The organism is Chitinophaga eiseniae (assembly GCF_900167135.1).
GTDB lineage: Bacteria > Bacteroidota > Bacteroidia > Chitinophagales > Chitinophagaceae > Chitinophaga > Chitinophaga eiseniae.
The window spans coordinates 727,440-744,996 of record NZ_FUWZ01000002.1; the positions used below are offsets into that span (position 1 = coordinate 727,440).

Consider the following 17,557-nt stretch of genomic DNA (forward strand, 5'->3'; position numbering starts at 1 on the left):
CAACCCAATGAAGCAAACCATTAAACTCTTTCTGCTGCTGGCTTTAGTCGCCACTGCAGGCTGTAACAAATCGCGCCCCGGGCAGCCGAAGGTGCTGGTATTTACCAAAACCACCGCTTTCCGCCACGCCTCCATCCCTGCCGGCATCGCCGCCATGCAGAAGCTCGGAAAAGAAAACGGCTTCGTAGTGGACACCACCGAAAATGCCGACCGTTTTAATGAAGACTCTCTGCAGCAATACGCTGCCGTGATCTTCCTGAACACCACCGGCGACGTGCTCAATACCGCACAGGAAGCGGACTTCGAAAGATATATCCAGGCCGGCGGCGGATACGTAGGCGTACACGCCGCTACCGACACAGAATACGAATGGGGCTGGTACAATCACCTGGCCGGCGCCTATTTCCTCAGCCATCCTCCGGGCACACACAAAGCTACCGTGGAAGTGGTCAACAAATCATTCCCGGCTACCGCCGGACTGCCGGACAAATTCGAACATACAGACGAATGGTACAACTTTAAAAAGAGAGATACCACCACCACTATATTGATGAAGGTAGATGAGAAAACCTACGAAGGCGGCACCATGAACAACGACCACCCGGTGAGCTGGTACCATGAGTACGACGGCGGCCGCGCTTTCTACACAGCGCTCGGCCATACCGAAGAAAGCTATTCCGACAGCCTGTTCCTGAAACATGTGCTCGGTGGTATCCAATACGCCATTGGCAAAAATCTGGTGCTCGACTACAGCAAAGCTACCACGCTGCGCACACCGGATGAAAACCGCTTCACCAAACAAGTGCTCACCTCCGGCCAGTTCTTCGAACCTACGGAGATGACCATCCTGCCCAATCTCGACATCCTCGTGGCACAACGCCGCGGTGAACTGTTGCTCTACAAACAGGCTGATAAAACACTCACGCAGGTAGGCTTTCTGAAAGTGTATCATAAAACAGACGTGCCCAACGTCAACGCAGAAGAAGGTTTCCTCGGCCTCGCCGCCGATCCGGACTACAAAGACAACCACTATATCTATGTGATGTATTCTCCCATAGACACCTCCGTCAACCGCCTGTCCCGCTTTAAGTTTGAAAACAACCAGCTGGACATGTCGTCCGAGAAAGTGGTGCTGCAGTTTTATTCCCAGCGTAACATCTGCTGCCATACCGGCGGTTCCATCGCCTTCGGGCCGGATAAACTGCTGTACGTGTCCACCGGCGACAATACCACTCCCTTCGATGAAGCAGGCCAGAAATACGTGAGTAACGGTTACGGACCTACGGACGACCGCCCCGGCCACGAACAGTATGATGGCCGCCGCTCTTCTGCCAATACCAATGACCTGCGCGGCAAGGTACTGCGTATCAAAGTAGCGCCCGACGGCTCCTACAGCATACCGGAAGGAAACCTGTTCCCCAAAGGCACTGCCGGCACCCGCCCGGAGATATATGCCATGGGCACCCGCAACCCCTACCGTATCTCCATAGACCGGAAAACCGGTTACCTTTATTGGGGAGAAGTAGGTCCGGATGCCAATAACGACGATCCTAACCGCGGCCCCCGCGGCTATGATGAAGTTAACCAGGCCAAAAAGCCGGGCAACTACGGCTATCCCATGTTCATCGCCGATAATAAACCGTACCACGCCTATAATTACGAAACAGGCGAAACCGGTCCGGCGTACGATCCCAAAAAACCTGTCAACAACTCCCGTAACAATACCGGTATCAAAGAACTGCCGCCAGCGGTGCCGGCCTTTATCTGGTACCCCTACGGCAAATCCGATGAATTCCCCATTGTAGGCAGCGGCGGCCGCAATGCCGAAGCCGGTCCGGTATACTACAGCGAATTTTATCCGAAAGAAACCCGTTTCCCGGATTACTATAACGGCAAACTGTTCATCTACGACTGGATACGCGGCTGGATCATGGCCGTGACCATGGACAAAAACGGCGATTTCTCCAAGATGGAACGCTTTATGCCCGGCACTAAACTGAATGCCCCGATAGACATGGAAATGGGCCCTGACGGCCGTTTGTACGTACTGGAATACGGCAATGGCTGGTTCAGCAAAAATCCGGACGCTGCGCTGGCACGTATCGACTACAACGGCGGCAACCGTGCACCGAAAGCAGAGATACATAGCACCCAGCTGACCGGCGCGCTGCCGTTTAAAGTGAAACTGTCTGCCGAAGGCTCCATAGATCCTGACGGAGACAAACTCACTTACCTCTGGTATTTTGGTAACGGTACTAAAAAAGAAACGACCGAACCATTTGTGGAAGTGACCTACACCACCGCCGGCGAATACAATGCCTACGTGGAAGTACAGGACGGTAAAGGCGGCAAAACAAAAAGTAAAGACATCGCACTGTATGCCGGCAACGAAACACCGCAGGTGAACATTACCTTACAAGGCAACCAGATGTTCTACTTCCCGGGCAAACAGGTACGTTATGCCGTGACCGTTAGTGATAAAGAAGATGGCAACAGCGCCGACGGCAAACTCGACGCCAGCAATATTTTCGTAAAAGCGGATTATGTACAGGGCAGCGATAAAGCAGCCATGCCACAGGGCCACCAGATCGTTACCGGCGCCATCGCAGGTAAAAACATCATGGAAGTATCTGACTGTAAAACCTGTCACAAACCGGATGAAAAATCTATCGGTCCTTCTTTCAAACAAATTACAGAGAAGTACCAGAACGATCCCGCAGCACCTGATGCGCTGGCGAAAAAAATCATCAACGGTGGCGGTGGCGTATGGGGCGAAACAGCCATGTCGGCCCACCCGGGCATCTCCAACGGAGAAGCGCACCAGCTGGTGGAATACATCTTCTCTTTAGGCGGCAACGCTCCTAAAATTGCCTCCCTGCCCGTTACCGGCAGCCTGGACCCAACGCTGGGCAACGAACTGAAAGACAACGGCGTGTTACTGCTGCTGGCCAGCTACACCGATAAAGGCGCTGCCGGCATTAAACCCATCACAGGCAGCGCAGCAGCACAACTGCTCAATCCAAGGCTCCCTGCTGCCGGCTACAGCAAAGCAGATGGCGTCTCCACCTTTGAGGTCAACGGAATGAAATTGCTCATCCCCGCCACTGCCAACGGATGGGTAGTGTACAATGACCTCGATCTGACCAACGTTAACGGCCTGGATGTGACCTACATGGTGCAGGACCCGCAACAACAAGGCTTTATCGTAGAGGCCTTCCTGGACAACGCCAACGGTACCCGTTTGGGAGAAACCACCATCGGCCCCGGCGCTCAGGCCAAAGTACCCAACAAAGCCGGTATCAGCTTTACGCCGGTGACAGATGGCAAAAAACATCATCTCTATTTTAAAATCAGACCCACCGATCCGGGTAAACAGGTGCCGCTGGGCATTGTTTCGTTTACGCTGCGCGGTTAACATAAAAGAAAGGAGGTCTCAACGGCCTCCTTTCTTTTTGAGATAGCTATGCCAACTAAAAGGCCCCTGCTAATCGCGCAGGGGCCTTCGCTTTATGCATTCGAACGGGTCACTTGTTCGGTTTGTTGCTCATATAAAACGTCATATTTCCACCCTCCATTATTTCACTATGACGGATGTACAGCCGGTCCAGCGGCTTACCGTTCAACAGCACCTTCTGCACATATACGTTTCTATCACTTTGATTTTTCACATCGATAACAAACGTTTTGCCGTTCTCCAGCTGCAGGGTGGCTTTATCTACCGCCGGGCTTCCCAGCGCATACTGGTCTGATCCCGGGCATACCGGGTAAAATCCGAGGGAGCTGAAGATATACCATGCGCTCATCTGGCCGCAGTCGTCGTTGCCGCCGAGACCATCAGGACCGGGGTGGTACATCTTTTTCAGGATCATGCGCACGCGTTCCTGCGTTTTCCACGGATAGCCGGTCCAGTTATAGAGATAAGCCACATGATGCGAAGGTTCGTTACCATGTACATAGTTACCGATGATACCATCACGGGTGATGTCTTCTGTTTCGGCGAAGTACTTGTCCGGCAGGTGCATGGTGAACAGTGAATCCAGATGTTGCGTGAATTGTTTTTTCCCTCCCATCATGGTGATCATATCGTCGGGATTGTGCGGCACATAGAGGCTGTAGTTCCAGGCATTGCCTTCAATGAAGCCCTGGTCGTGTGTCTGCAAAGGATCGAAGGCCGCCTTGAAAGTGCCGTCGCTCAGGCGGGGACGCATAAAGCCCGAGGCTTTATCATATACATTTTTGTAGTTGGCCGCCCGTTTGATAAACTCATCGTAAAGGTCCGTCCTGCCCAGCTTTTTAGCTACCTGCGCAATGCACCAGTCGTCATAGGCATATTCCAGTGTTTTGGAAACGGAGGAACCATTTTTATCTTCCGGTACATACCCCATGTCCATGTAATAACCCAAGCCGTCGTATGTGCGATGGCGTGCCGTAGTTACGCAGGCTTCCAGCGCCTTGTTCACATCAAAGGGAGCATTGCCTTTCATGATGGCGTCTGCAATGACGGATACGCTGTGATAACCGATCATACACCAGTTTTCGTTGGCATAATGCGACCATACCGGCAGCATGTGCTGTACGCTCTGCTCATAATGATGCAGCATAGACTGTATCATGTCCGCGTTCCGCCGCGGTTGCACCACGTTAAAAAGCGGGTGCAAGGCACGATAGGTATCCCATAAAGAGAAAGTAGTATAATTCGTGTATCCGTTGGCGGTATAATTGTTCTGGTCCAGGCCGCGATATTGTCCATCTACATCCATATAGGTAGTCGGATTCACAAATGCATGGTACATGGCGGTGTAGAAGTTCTCCTTCTCTTCGCGGCTGCGGGAGGCAATCTGTATTTTGTTCAGCTCTTTAGTCCACAGCGCCTGTCCTTCCTGCTTTACCTGGTCAAAGTCCCAGCCGGGGATTTCTGTCTGCAGGTTTTTGAGCGCGCCGGCAGTGCTCACCGGTGAGATAGCGAATTTTATTTTTATTTTTTCTCCCGCTGTTGTGTTGAAGTCGAAGTACGCCCTTATCTGGCGGCCTGCCATTTCAGGGAAATTTTTTGTCTGGTCGAATTTGCGGTAAAAGCCCTTGTATACATCGCTGGTATAATTATGATGGCCATATTCTTTAAAGGGTTTGGAAAACGTCATGGCGAAATAAACGGTGCGGGTACGCGCCCAACCGCTGGTTTGCCGGTAGCCGGTAATCAGCGTATCATTTTCTACCCGTACAAAAGTCCATACGTTTTTATTGGAGTAGTTATAGATACCGGACATCAGGTCCAGGATGATGTGCGATTGATCTGAAGCAGGGAAGGTATACTGATGAAAGCCCACACGGTTGCTGGCAGTAAGTTCGGCAAGGATGTTGTCATCTTCCAGTTTTACTTTGTAATAGGCTGGTTCCGCTACTTCGGTGCTATGAGAAAACCTGCTGCGGTAGCCGTTTTCCGGATGATCTGCCGTTCCGGGGTTTAGCCGCAGGGTGCCGGTAGCAGGCATGATGAGGAAATCGCCCAGGTCGGAGTGACCGGTGCCGCTGAAGTGGGTATGACTGAAACCCACGATGGTTTTATCCTCATATTGATAACCTGCGCAGTATTTGTAGACATCCTTGTTGTATCTGCCGTTCATCTCATAGGAAAGCGTGTCTGTTTCGGGGCTGAGCTGTACAGCGCCGAAAGGTACGGTAGGACCGGGATAGGTATGTCCCATGCGTTGTGTGCCGGTAATCGGCTTCACGTAGGACAGCACATTCTCCTGCGCCCGGAGGGAAGTACCGATACAGCAGAGTATCGATAAGAAAATAATCCTGTTGGTCATGGGTATCAGTTTAAAACGTGTCTGGAAAAATGTTACATCCCGAAGAATCGGGATGAATTATTTACAGTGAACAATGAAATTCTTCTATATCGTTTTACTTATTAGCTGTTGAATAAGAGTACGGGAAAGCCGCTGGCTGCGTACCTCTTGTTTTTTCGGGAGTGGCGCCCATACGGAACACCAGCTTACCGCCTTTCTGCAGGTCCTGGTGGCTGATCCAGTTTTTCGTATAGGGCTGACCGTTTAGTGCCGTCTGTTGCACATACAGGTTTTTAGCACTGTTGCCTGGCGCTTCGATCACCATTTTTTTGCCGTCTTCCAACGTCATGGTGAGTTTGGCGAACAGGGGAGTACCCAATACATATTGTTGTGTGCCGGGGCATACCGGGTAGAAGCCCATCGCAGAGAATACGTACCAGGCGGAAGTTTGCCCGTTGTCTTCGTCGCCGCAATAGCCATCAGGCGTAGCTTTATACAGGCGTTCCATTACCTGACGGATCCAGTACTGGGTTTTCCAGGGCTGGCCGGCATAGTTATAGAGATAGATCATATGCTGGATCGGCTGGTTACCGTGCGCATACTGGCCCATGTTCATGATCTGCATCTCGCGGATTTCGTGGATCACGGTGCCATAGTAGCTTTCATCATATACAGGCGCCATTTTGAAAACGGAATCCAGCATGTTGGCGAAAGATTCGCGGCCTCCCATCAGGTTAGCCAGTCCCTGTACATCGTGGAACACAGACCAGGTGTAATGCCAGCTGTTGCCTTCGGTGAAAGCATCGCCCCATTTGAACGGATTGAACGGTGTCTGGAAACGGCCGTCTTTATTTTTACCGCGCATCAGTTTTGTTTCCGGGTCGAACAGGTTGCGGTAGTTCTGGGAACGTTTGGCAAAACGGGCTATTTCTTCCTTCGGCCTGTTCAGCGCTTTGGCCAGCTCGTAGATGGTAAAGTCGTCGTAGGCGTATTCCAGCGTACGGGCGGCATTTTCGTTCACGTCCACATCGTAGGGAACGTACCCCAGTTCATTGTAGTATTTCACGCCTTTGCGGCCAACGGAAGAGAGCGGGCCTTCGTTTTCCGTGTTTTTCAGGATCGCTTCGTACAGGGTATTGATATCGTAACCACGGATACCTTTTAGGTAAGCGTCAGCAATGAGGGAAGCCGAGTTGGAGCCGATCATACAGTCGCGGTGACCGGGGCTGGCCCATTCGGGCAGCCAGCCGCTTTCCTTGTAGGAATTGGCCAGGCCCTCCATGATATGTGCGCTGAGGGAGGGATACATCAGCGTGAAGAAAGGATGTACCGCGCGGAAGGTATCCCAGAAACCGTTGTCGGTGAACATATAGCCAGGCAGCACCTGTCCGTTGAACGGGCTGTAGTGTACCACTTCGTTTTTCGCATTGATTTCATAAAATTTGCGGGGGAACAGCATGGTCCTGTACAGGGAAGAGTAGAAGGTGCTTACCTGATCGGAAGTACCGCCTTCCACTGACAGGCGGCCCAGCTCCTTGTTCCAGCTGTCTTTTGCTTTCTGACGGGTCACGTCGAAGCCGTCTTTACCTACTTCACGCTGGAGGTTGAGCTCCGCCTGTTCAAAGCTGATAAAGGAGGAGGCTGTTCTGGCCACTACCTGTTCGCCTTTTCGTGTTTTGAAGCCCACTACGGCACCGGCATGGTCTGCCTGCAATTCCAGCTGGTCTTTCAGCAGGGTGGAATCGCGCCATGCGGTGGCCACAGTGAACGGTTTATCAAAATAGATAACAAAATAGTTTTTGAAGTTGGAGGGAACACCACCGCTGTTTTTGGTGGTATACCCCATGATCTTTTGTTCTTTGGGCAGGATCTTAATATAGGATCCCTTATCAAATGCATCCACTACTACAAAAGCGCTGTCAGTGGAAGGGAAGGTAAAACGCAGTTGCGCTGCGCGTTCTGTAGGCGTTATTTCAGTCGTCACGTCCGCATCTGCCAGGTATACGCTATAATAGTAGGGCTTCGCTACTTCTGTTTTATGGGAGAACCAGCTGGCTCTTTTGTGCTGATCAAATTTCAGTTTACCCGTAACCGGCATGATGGCAAACTGGCCATAGTCGTTGATCCACGGAGAAGGCTGGTGCGTTTGTTTAAAGCCCCTGATTTTGTCGGCCGTATATTGATAGGCCCATCCGTTGCCCATGGCGCCTGTTTGCGGCATCCAGAAGTTCATGCCCCAGGGCAGCGCGATAGCAGGATAGGTGTTACCGTTTGACAGGCTTACTTTAGAATCGGTGCCCATCAGGGTATTGACCCATTCCACCGGTTCAGCCACTTTGTATACTGTTTGGCTCTGTGCGCCATGCAGGCACAGTAAAGCAGCGGCCAGCATTCCAACTTTTTTCATATGGTGTTGTTGTTTCTTCGTAAAGCAATATCCGCCAACAGCGGCGCAGGAACTATGATGTTCAGCAGCGGCCGGATATTTTCCCGCTTCGCCAGCCGGTATTGTTTTACGCGCAATTATTAGAAAAATCGATTTAGCATCTGTACAGAAAAAAAAGATTCACAGAATCCTTTGTCTGTTTCCAGGCCTTCCCAACGCACTTTCCTTCCCGGAAACAGTTTTTAAATGTATACATATTTTTGGATCTATCGCAGGTATCGTCCTTTTTTTTACCGGAAAAGGGATAAACGGCGTGGCCCGGCTGTTCCCCGACACCCGGAAGGAGCGTCCCGAGGGGAGCTGCGGCCGGCTATTTCACAAACTGATACAGCAGGCTATTCCCACGCATACAATAAACCCTCAGGGTGATTCCCCTACCGATGCTTAACAGGTATTCTTCATGCGCCACAGGCTAAAGCACGTTTCCGGGAAGCCCGCCATGCCCTGCATCATAATCCGTCATTGCACTACCCGGGCTTCATACGGACCCGGGTTACGCCGATCCCCGCACAATAAACCGTCCCGGCAGCTCTACCGCCGGATTTTTGACAGGCGCCGGCTTTTTGCCCAGTTGCTGCATCAGCATGGCGATCGCGGTTTTAGCGATGCCTTCTATCGGTTGTTCTATCACAGAGATGCCCGGCGGATACAGCCGGAAAATATCATGGTCGTCGAAACAGATCACCGACAGGTCGTCAGGCATGCGGAGGCCCAGACTGGCAATGGCTTCCAGGCCGAGGATACCGAGATAGTTGGTGGCAAAAAATATCGCTTCGAGATCGGGATTGCTCTCAATGAACTGCCGCATCTCGCGGAGGGCGTCCTCCCTGAGTTTATGATATTTCAGGTGCAGCACATGTTTTTTACGCAGGGGCAGCTGATGCTCTTTAAGGGTGGATACATAACCCCGCAGGCGTTCCTGCAACTGTATCAGTTTCACGTCTACCGTTACAAAGGCGATACGGGTGAACCCCTTTTCGATCAGGTGTTTCATGCCCTGCTGTACGCCTCCGAAATTATCAATCAGCACATAAGGCGCTTTGATAGCCGGGAAATAGCTGTCCATCAGCACAACAGGCTTATGATGCTGTACCAGCTGCTGTATTTCTTTTTCCATACCGGGCGCAGGAGTAATCAGATAGCCGTCCACCATCTGCCGGCCGAGCATCCGTATCAGCTCTCCACCTTTCTGGGCGTTGTTTTCCGTGCTGCAGTACACTACGTTATAGCCCATCAGTTCGGCTTCCGTTTCAATGGTTTTAGCCAGGCTGGCGAAGAAACTGCCGGAGATACTTTCCACTATCAGTCCAAGTGTTTTGGATTGTCCGGTGCGCAGATTGACCGCCACCCGGTGGGGCTCGTAACCAGATTTTTCCACTACCTGCATAATTTTGGCCGCCACCTCATCCCGTATCCGCATCTGTTTCCCCTTCCCGTTGAGTACAAAAGATACTGTAGAAGGTGCCACACCGGCCATTTTAGCGACATCCTTGAGCGTAAGTCTCTTCATTCGTGCTTGTTAGTTTGATTGGTTTTCCGTTACATCGCCGCCTAAAATTACAGGTTTGGTTGCCGGGTATGGGAAGGGATGCACGGGGCCGGAAATTACAAAAAACTGTTAAAACATTTCAAACTCTCCCTAAAATGGGTATCTTACAGCAGCACGGCCGGGCATGTGGATACTATCAGCCTGCAATATGCGTTATACAAATATTAGTAAAATATAAGTACCGGCGTATCTGCCAATTACAACTGGTTTGTAGCCAACTTGACCTTTTAATACGCAATATGAAGCAACTCACCCATCTTACTGATCCTGTTTACGTTAAACCTGCACGGGAGACTGTGTTCGACAGGCTTTTCAAGTCTATGATCCGTGACGAGCGTGATCTTCCCTTTGTATACCTTACCTTAAAAATTACTTTCACCCTCTGGCCGCTGGCTATTCTGATGTACTGGCCGGGTGTCAATAACTGGCTTTGGTGGACCGCCGCCATTGCCTACCAGTTCTTTAACAACATTACCTTCAAAGGCCCTTTTGGCCTGATGCTGCACTGCACCAGCCACCGTGCCTTCTTTGAAAAGAAATACGGTTTTCTCAACAACTACCTTCCCTGGGCGATAGGTCCGCTGTTTGGACAAACACCGGAATCCTACTACTCCCATCATATCGGGATGCACCACCCGGAAAACAATATGCCGGACGATGACAGTTGTACCATGATGTACCAACGCGACTCCTTCCGGGGATTCCTGCATTATCTCTGGTCTTTCGTGACTTTCGGCGTTTACGACACTGCCAAATACCATATCCGGAAAAAAAGGAATAAACTGATGGTGAAGCTGGTCCGTGGCGAAATGTTGTTTATCGGCGCCTGTGTAGGCCTCTCCTTCATTAATTTCCCGGCCACCTTTGTGGTGTTCATCCTGCCCTTTATTATCTCCCGTATTATCATGATGGTGGGCAACTGGGCGCAGCACGCTTTTATTGACGCTGAGGATCCTGACAACAGCTACAAAAACAGTATTACCTGCATCAATACCAAATACAACCATAAATGCTGGAATGATGGTTATCATATCAGTCACCACGTAAAACCCAGCATGCACTGGACAGAACATCCGGTGTATTTCCGTAAAACGCTGGATGAATATATTTCCAACGACGCCATCGTATTTGACGGCATCCACTTCCTGCATGTATGGTTATGGCTGATGACCAAACGTTATGACCTGCTGGCCAAACATTTTGTCAACATCGGCGACAGGTTTCAGACAGACGCGGAAATCATCTCATTCCTGAAGCAACGTACCCTGCGCATCAATACCGTACCTGAGACTGCCGCTGCGGCCGCTGCATAAATGCCTGCGCTATTATATTACTGTTGATATAACACAAGTGCCCTGTCCACCAGCAGGGCACTTGCCTTTTCAGGACTGCTAACCGGGCTTTTTCCCCTTGCCGGATGGCAAAAATTAACACTTTATAACATTCTCCCCTTTTCCGGCACTGCTCCATACACCCTAAAAACCGCTACCATACTGAATTTATATCGAAAAAGAGAAAGTTATGCCATATAATCTTAATGAATATGATTATCTATAACAATAAGTAACTAAATTTGCGCTCTAACTTTTTTTATTAAAGTAAAAAATATGCGTACTGTTACACTGAAAAGGGTTGTGGTTACCGGCATGGGAGCGCTAACACCTATCGGGAATGATGTAAACACTTTTTGGAGCAATCTGAAGGCAGGCGTGAGCGGCGCCGGGCCCATCACAAAATTTGACACCACAGCGTTCAAAACCAAATTTGCCTGTGAAGTCAAAGGTTTTGATGTGGAAAAATATATGGAAAAGAAGGAGGCCCGCAAAATGGACAACTTCACGCAGTACGCGATGGCAGCTGCCCATGAAGCGGTAGCAGACGCCGGCCTCGACAAGGAAGGAATTGACAAAACCAAAATAGGCGTGATCTGGGCTTCCGGAAACGGCGGCATGCTCACGTTCGAAGAACAGATCGTTGAATTTACCCAGGCCAACTTTGTGCCTAAGTTCAACCCGTTCTTTATTCCCAAGCTGATCTGCGATATCGCGGCAGGACAGATCGCCATGAAATACGGTTTCATGGGTATCAACTTCTGCACCGTGTCTGCCTGCGCTTCTTCTTCCAGCGGCCTGGTAGACGCTTTCAACTATATCCGGCTCGGTAAGGCCAACGCCATCGTTGCCGGCGGTTCCGAAGCACCCGTAACACGTGCAGGCATCGCAGGCTTTAACGCCCTCAAAGCGCTGTCTACCCGCAATGAAGATCCGGAACACGCTTCCCGCCCGTTCGATACAGAACGTGACGGCTTCGTAATGGGTGAAGGCGCCGGCGCTATCGTCCTCGAAGAATACGAACACGCTATCGCCAGAGGTGCTACCATCTACGGTGAAATGATCGGCGGCGCCATGACCTGCGACGCCTACCACCTCACCGCCACCCACCCTGAAGGCCTCGGTGCCAGACTGGGTATGGAACAGGCACTGGAAGACGCCGGCGTAAGCACTACCGACGTAGACTATATCAACTCCCACACCACCTCCACACCGGTAGGCGACGTGAGCGAGCTGAAAGCCATCGTAGCGGCCTTCGGTGACCACGCTGAAAAAGTAAATATCAGCGCCACCAAGTCCATGACCGGCCACCTGCTGGGCGCTGCCGGCGCTATCGAGGCCATCGCCTGCATCAAAGCCACACAGGAAGATATCGTTCCTCCCACCATCAACACCACCGTGCTGGGCGAAGGTATCCCTACCAACCTGAACCTCACCCTGGGTAAAGCACAAAGCCGTCCGGTAAATATTGCCATGAGCAATACCTTCGGTTTCGGCGGCCACAACGCCATCGTGGTATTTAAAAAATATACCAAATAAGCAGGTAACTGCTCAGAAATAGCTGTCAGCGAAGATCTTCCAAAAAAGGTCTTCGCTGCTCTTTTTTTATGCCCCTTCAATTCGTAATTATGGCGTAGCTTAGTAGTTTAATATTATGGCAAAGAAAAAAGAGAATGTAACCGCCGCTCCCGCTCCGGAAATCATAGCAGATGACCAGATTGAAGTATTTGGCGCACGGGAGCATAACCTGAAAAACCTCGACCTGCAGTTGCCCAAAAATAAGCTGGTTGTCATCACCGGCATCAGCGGAAGTGGAAAATCCTCCCTGGCTTTTGATACAATATATGCTGAAGGACAACGCCGTTACATGGAAAGTTTTTCCGCTTATGCCCGCCAGTTTATCGGCGATATGGAAAGACCTGATGTGGACAAAATCACCGGCCTTTCGCCCGTTATTTCCATAGAACAAAAAACCACCAACAAAAACCCGCGCTCTACAGTAGGCACCATCACGGAAATCTATGACTTCCTCCGCCTGCTCTTCGCCCGCGCCGGCCAGGCATACTCCTACAATACCAACAAGCGCATGACGCGCTTCTCGGAAGAAGAAATACAGGAGCATATTTTCAAACACTATCCCAAAAAGAAACTCGTGATCCTCGCACCTATGGTGCGCGGCCGTAAAGGGCACTACCGCGAACTGTTTGAACAGGTACGCAAACAGGGCTATCTCAAAGTACGGGTGGATGGCGAAATACTCGACCTGAAAGAAAGAATGCAGGTAGACCGCTACAAGATCCACGATATCGAACTGGTGATAGACCGCATACAGGTGCAGGAAGATGCCCGCACCCGCATCAGCCAGAGCGTGCAGAAAGCCCTTACCATGGGCAAAGGCCTCCTGTTTGTCATGGATAACGATACCAACAAGGTAAGCCAGTACAGCAAACAGCTGATGTGTGAAGAAACCGGTCTCTCCTACGAAGAGCCATCGCCCAACACCTTCTCCTTTAACTCACCCTATGGCGCCTGCCCGCGCTGTAAAGGCCTCGGCACCATCTATCAGATCGATATGGACGCCATCATCCCCGATGAAAGCGCCTCCATCGAAAGCGGCGGCCTTAAACCACTGGGCGAAGCCAGAGATACCTTCACCTACAAACAGGTGCAGCAGCTGGCAAAAAAATATAAATTCTCCCTCACCGGACCTATCTCCGCCATCCCCGAAAAAGCCCGCAACGTACTGCTGTACGGCGACGAAAACGGGAAGCTGGAAGTAGACCTCTCTTTCGATGAGAGCTCCGATACCACCAAATATTCCACTGAATTTGAAGGCGTGGTCAACACCGTTCGCCGCTACTTCAACGACAGCAGCTCCGACCACGTGCGCTCCTGGGCCGAAAGCTTCATGGCGCTCAGCACCTGCCCGGAATGCAACGGCGCCCGCCTGAAAAAAGAAAGCCTCTACTTCAAAATAGATGAGAAAAATATTTCCGAGCTGGGTAACATGGACCTGGACCACCTGTTGAACTGGTTCAGCAACATCGAAGACCGCCTTGAGAAAAAACAAAACGCCATCGCCAAAGATATCCTCAAGGAAATACGCGAACGTCTCGGGTTTCTGCTCAACGTCGGCCTTAACTACCTGACGCTCAACAGGCCCACCCGCACGCTCAGCGGCGGCGAATCACAGCGCATCCGCCTCGCTACCCAGATAGGGTCCCAGCTGATGGGCATCACCTATATCCTCGACGAACCCAGCATCGGCCTGCACCAACGTGATAATATGCAGCTGATCGATGCCCTCCGCAACCTCCGCGAAATGGGCAACACCGTGATCGTAGTAGAACATGACAAAGACATCATGCTCCATGCCGACCACCTGGTAGACATCGGTCCGGGCGCCGGCAAACACGGCGGCCAGATCATCGCGCAGGGCACGCCCAACCAGATACTCAAACTCAACACGCCCACCGCCGGATATCTCAACGGTAAACGCGCGATGGAAATACCCGCCGAACGCCGCAAAGGCAATGGCAACAGCCTGGAACTGAAAGGCGCTACCGGCAACAACCTGAAAAACGTCAACCTGAAACTGCCCCTCGGCACTTTTATCTGCGTGACCGGCGTTTCCGGCAGCGGTAAATCCACGCTGATCAATGAAACACTGTACCCGATACTCTCCAAACATGCCTATGACTCCAAAGCGGTACCAATGCCGTATAAAAGCGTCAAAGGCCTGGAACATATCGATAAGGTGATCGAAATAGACCAGTCACCCATCGGCCGTACCCCCCGCAGCAACCCTGCCACCTACTGCGGTTTCTTCACCGACATCCGTACGCTCTTCGCCTCCGTGCCGGAAGCCAAGATCCGCGGATATAACGCAGGCCGTTTCTCTTTCAACGTGAAAACAGGCCGCTGTGATGTTTGTGAAGGCGGCGGCATGCGCGTTATCGAAATGAACTTCCTGCCGGACGTATATGTGCACTGCGAAAAATGTAACGGCCGCCGTTACAACCGTGAAACACTGGAGATCCGCTACAAAGGAAAATCTATCTCCGACGTGCTGGACATGACGGTGGATGAAGCCGTCGAATTCTTCCAGGCCGTGCCCTGGATACACCGCAAAATCAAGACGCTACAGGACGTGGGACTGGGATACATCACCCTGGGCCAGTCTGCCGTGACCCTCTCCGGCGGTGAAGCGCAACGCGTGAAACTGGCGACGGAGCTGTCCAAGAAAGATACCGGCAAAACCATCTATATCCTCGATGAACCCACCACAGGGCTGCATTTCCAGGATATCGTGCTGCTGCTCAAAGTGCTGAATAAACTGGTGGACCGCGGCAATACCGTACTGGTGATAGAACATAACCTGGACGTCATCAAAATGGCTGACTACATCGTAGACCTGGGCCCCGAAGGCGGCGCCGGCGGTGGTACCATCCTCTGTACCGGTACCCCCGAACAGATCATCACCTGTAAAGACAGCCATACCGCCCGCTTCCTCAAAAAGGAGCTGGGAATTTAATATCTTGCCAACCGTAAACCAAGGAATGAGAACGTTATACCAGATATTACTTACCTGCGCCGTGCTTGCCGGCATGATCGCCTGTGAGAATGAAACCAAGGTGTGCGACCAGGCACTCCGGGCAGATTTCCGCGTGCGTTTTCAGCGTGATTCCGTCCGCCGGATAAACGATACCACCTTCCTGCATAATGTACGCGACACCATTATGCCCAAAGTATCCGTTTATGCCATCAACAACGGCGTCAACATGGACTCCCTCTACAGAAGGCAGCCGCAGAAAGAAATCTTTCTGCCCTTCTCGCCGGTGGCGGACAGCTGTATTTTCGCGCTGCGCGTAGACTCCACCCTTACGCCGGATACGCTCAGGTTTAAATACTCCCGGACCAAAAAATTCATATCCGCCGGCTGTGGATTCGGTACCACCTTTACGCTGGATACCGTTATCGCTACCCGGCATACCATCGATTCTGTAGTTATTAATTCAAAGGTAGTCAACAGCAGTAATGATACGCACCTTACTTTGTTTTTCTTTAATCTGTAGTATCCTGTTGAGCCTCGCCGCACAGGCGCAAACACCGGCCAAACCGGCAGCCGCTAAAGCCGCTGCCGCCAAAACAGATACTACCCGTCAACCGGCGAAGGACACCACGGCCATCATCCCCGTGAAAGACAGCGTCGTACACATGCAGGGAGGTCTCCGCGTGGGACTGGACCTGAGCCGCATCGTGACTTCCATCTATTATCCCTACCGGAAAGAAGGAACTGCCGTGGCAGATGTCCGCCTGAACAGCAACCTGTATGCTGCGGCGGAAATAGGGTATACCAATACTCCCCACAGCGATAGCAACTACACCTACAAAGGCAGTGGCATGTTCATCTCCCTCGGAATAGATTATAACTTCCTGAAAAGACTGTACCCCTCCGAAAAAAATATGTTCTTTGGCGGTATCCGCTATGGGTTCTCTCACCTCACCTACGAGGTGCCGACCTATAAAATAAATGACCGTTACTGGGGAAACAACCTCACCGGCTCCATTCCCAAAACCAATGTCAATGCCCACTGGGTGGAACTGGTACTGGGACTTAAAGCGGAAGTGCTCAAAAACTTCTTCCTGAGCTGGAGCCTGCACGAACGCATCATGATCAACAACGTCAAGTCTGATGAATTTACCCCACTGGTGATCCCCGGCTTCGGCAGCGGCTCCAAAAAAGCGGTGTTCGACATGCGGTACACCGTATCCTACCTGTTCCCGCTTTATAAAATAACGGAACATATAAAACTGCCGAACGATAAAGACAAAAAGAAGAAAAAATAAATGCTGGTAATAAACAACAAGGAGGGCTTTCCTGTAAGCGACGTAGGTTACTTACACGAAAGCCCTCCCTGTATGATGGCAGTTAAGGTTTTACCATCTCGATATGAGGGATGCCATCTTCCATATACGTATCACTGGTCTGCTCAAAGCCCAGTGAGGTATAAAAGCGGTGCAGATATTGCTGCGCGCCTATTTTTATGGGCCCTTTACCATAAGCTGCTTCCACAGTTGCAATAGACTTTTCCATCAGCTGTCTGCCCGCGCCGGTACCCCTCGCCAGCTGCGAGGTGATTACCCTCCCGATAGAGGCCTCAGGATATTTAATACCCGGCCCGAACAAGCGGGTATACGCCACCAGTCGCCCTTCCGCATTACGTCCCATGAGATGCAACGCTTTCTGGTCGGAGTAATCCAGGTCCTGATAAGCACACTGTTGCTCCACCACAAATACCTCATTGCGTAAATGCAGTACGTCATACAATTCCTGTACCGTCAGTTCATCAAATGCTTTAATTGTCCAGATCATCATTAGCCGGTTTATCATAAAAATACTGGAAGCTTTCAATATTCCTGTTAATTTTATAGACGA

The 17,557-nt window shown here is 51.2% G+C and carries 10 protein-coding genes; 6 read left to right on the forward strand and 4 right to left on the reverse strand.

Annotation, left to right across the window (positions count from 1 at the left end):
• The first annotated feature begins 7 nt into the window (after positions 1 to 7).
• A complete protein-coding gene (locus B5D63_RS12560; RefSeq protein ID WP_078669141.1) occupies positions 8 to 3,415 on the forward strand; it encodes a ThuA domain-containing protein in 3,408 nt (1,135 codons plus the stop codon).
• Positions 3,416 to 3,524: 109 nt separating this feature from the next.
• On the opposite strand, the gene B5D63_RS12565 is transcribed toward B5D63_RS12560, so the two are convergent.
• The 3 genes from B5D63_RS12565 to B5D63_RS12575 form a co-directional block, all read right to left on the reverse strand.
• Positions 3,525 to 5,813, reverse strand: coding sequence for a GH92 family glycosyl hydrolase (locus B5D63_RS12565; RefSeq protein ID WP_078669142.1), 2,289 nt, complete (start codon positions 5,811 to 5,813; stop codon positions 3,525 to 3,527).
• A gap of 94 nt (positions 5,814 to 5,907) precedes the next feature.
• Positions 5,908 to 8,199 (reverse strand): GH92 family glycosyl hydrolase, encoded by a 2,292-nt coding sequence (locus B5D63_RS12570; protein WP_078669143.1) that lies wholly within the window; start codon positions 8,197 to 8,199, stop codon positions 5,908 to 5,910.
• Positions 8,200 to 8,731: 532 nt separating this feature from the next.
• Complete coding sequence (locus B5D63_RS12575) at positions 8,732 to 9,748, reverse strand: LacI family DNA-binding transcriptional regulator (RefSeq protein WP_078669144.1); 1,017 nt, start codon at positions 9,746 to 9,748, stop codon at positions 8,732 to 8,734.
• 278 nt (positions 9,749 to 10,026) lie between these two features.
• Here B5D63_RS12575 and B5D63_RS12580 point away from each other — a divergent pair, with 278 nt between their 5' ends.
• The 5 genes from B5D63_RS12580 (at position 10,027) to B5D63_RS12600 (ending at position 16,968) form a co-directional block, all read left to right on the forward strand.
• Positions 10,027 to 11,100 (forward strand): fatty acid desaturase family protein, encoded by a 1,074-nt coding sequence (locus tag B5D63_RS12580; RefSeq protein ID WP_078669145.1) that lies wholly within the window; start codon positions 10,027 to 10,029, stop codon positions 11,098 to 11,100.
• A gap of 294 nt (positions 11,101 to 11,394) precedes the next feature.
• Positions 11,395 to 12,657 (forward strand): beta-ketoacyl-ACP synthase II, encoded by a 1,263-nt coding sequence (gene fabF / locus B5D63_RS12585; RefSeq protein WP_078669146.1) that lies wholly within the window; start codon positions 11,395 to 11,397, stop codon positions 12,655 to 12,657.
• A gap of 115 nt (positions 12,658 to 12,772) precedes the next feature.
• Entirely contained in the window at positions 12,773 to 15,652 is a 2,880-nt protein-coding gene (gene uvrA, locus B5D63_RS12590) for an excinuclease ABC subunit UvrA (protein ID WP_078669147.1), read from the forward strand.
• Positions 15,653 to 15,677: 25 nt separating this feature from the next.
• The gene (locus B5D63_RS12595; RefSeq protein WP_078669148.1) at positions 15,678 to 16,193 is read left to right on the forward strand and encodes a DUF6452 family protein; all 516 of its coding nucleotides are present in this window, start codon (positions 15,678 to 15,680) and stop codon (positions 16,191 to 16,193) included.
• On the forward strand, positions 16,156 to 16,968 hold the full coding sequence (locus B5D63_RS12600) for a DUF6048 family protein (RefSeq protein WP_143312888.1): 813 nt from the start codon (positions 16,156 to 16,158) through the stop codon (positions 16,966 to 16,968). The genes B5D63_RS12595 and B5D63_RS12600 overlap by 38 nt, the downstream gene beginning before the upstream one ends.
• A gap of 82 nt (positions 16,969 to 17,050) precedes the next feature.
• Here B5D63_RS12600 and B5D63_RS12605 read toward each other — a convergent pair whose 3' ends face one another.
• Positions 17,051 to 17,494, reverse strand: coding sequence for a GNAT family N-acetyltransferase (locus B5D63_RS12605; protein ID WP_235021525.1), 444 nt, complete (start codon positions 17,492 to 17,494; stop codon positions 17,051 to 17,053).
• Between the last annotated feature and the right edge of the window lie 63 nt (positions 17,495 to 17,557).

What these genes read in the sequence shown, in the direction of transcription:
- B5D63_RS12575 (WP_078669144.1), bottom strand. Translation starts at nt 9,748, where the DNA reads ATGAAGAGACTTACGCTCAAGGATGTCGCTAAAATGGCCGGTGTGGCA.
- B5D63_RS12570 (WP_078669143.1), bottom strand. Translation starts at nt 8,199, where the DNA reads ATGAAAAAAGTTGGAATGCTGGCCGCTGCTTTACTGTGCCTGCATGGC.
- B5D63_RS12600 (WP_143312888.1), top strand. Translation starts at nt 16,156, where the DNA reads ATGATACGCACCTTACTTTGTTTTTCTTTAATCTGTAGTATCCTGTTG.
- B5D63_RS12560 (WP_078669141.1), top strand. Translation starts at nt 8, where the DNA reads ATGAAGCAAACCATTAAACTCTTTCTGCTGCTGGCTTTAGTCGCCACT.
- B5D63_RS12595 (WP_078669148.1), top strand. Translation starts at nt 15,678, where the DNA reads ATGAGAACGTTATACCAGATATTACTTACCTGCGCCGTGCTTGCCGGC.
- B5D63_RS12580 (WP_078669145.1), top strand. Translation starts at nt 10,027, where the DNA reads ATGAAGCAACTCACCCATCTTACTGATCCTGTTTACGTTAAACCTGCA.
- uvrA (WP_078669147.1), top strand. Translation starts at nt 12,773, where the DNA reads ATGGCAAAGAAAAAAGAGAATGTAACCGCCGCTCCCGCTCCGGAAATC.
- B5D63_RS12565 (WP_078669142.1), bottom strand. Translation starts at nt 5,813, where the DNA reads ATGACCAACAGGATTATTTTCTTATCGATACTCTGCTGTATCGGTACT.
- B5D63_RS12605 (WP_235021525.1), bottom strand. Translation starts at nt 17,494, where the DNA reads ATGATCTGGACAATTAAAGCATTTGATGAACTGACGGTACAGGAATTG.
- fabF (WP_078669146.1), top strand. Translation starts at nt 11,395, where the DNA reads ATGCGTACTGTTACACTGAAAAGGGTTGTGGTTACCGGCATGGGAGCG.